Origin of the sequence: Agrococcus sp. HG114, from assembly GCF_024723325.1 — a bacterium.
Taxonomy (GTDB): domain Bacteria; phylum Actinomycetota; class Actinomycetes; order Actinomycetales; family Microbacteriaceae; genus Agrococcus.
The window spans coordinates 1-324 of sequence record NZ_JANQCH010000325.1 but is presented as its reverse complement, the minus strand read 5'-3'; the positions used below and the strand labels follow the sequence as shown (position 1 = coordinate 324).

Here is a 324-nt window from a genome sequence, read left to right as displayed (position 1 = left end):
GCGCCGATCCGCGCGCGCGGCCGAGCCGCCCGGCGCGCGCGGCGCGCAAGGCGCAGCGGGCGGCCGCCGAGGTCGAGGAGCACCGGGCCGCGACCTGGGTGGAGGTCGCGGGCCAGACGGCGAACGGCCTCGTGCACGTGCTCATCGGGGGCATCGCGCTCGGCGTCGCTGTCGGCGCCGGCGGCACGCCGGATCAGTCCGGAGCGATGGGAGCGCTCGGCGCGACGCCCCTCGGCGGCCTCGCGCTGTGGACGGTGGCCGCCGCGCTGCTCGGGCTCGCGCTGCACGCGTGGGTGCTCGCCGTCGCCGCGTCGGGGCCCAGCC

The 324-nt window shown here is 81.2% G+C and carries 1 protein-coding gene; it reads left to right on the top strand.

Going from position 1 to position 324, the window contains the following annotated elements; all coding sequences use genetic code 11:
* Nucleotides 1-98 precede the first annotated feature (98 nt).
* Nucleotides 99-324, top strand: a 226-nt coding sequence (locus tag NWP09_RS13435) for a DUF1206 domain-containing protein (protein ID WP_258275968.1), incomplete at its 3' end; no start/stop codon positions are given.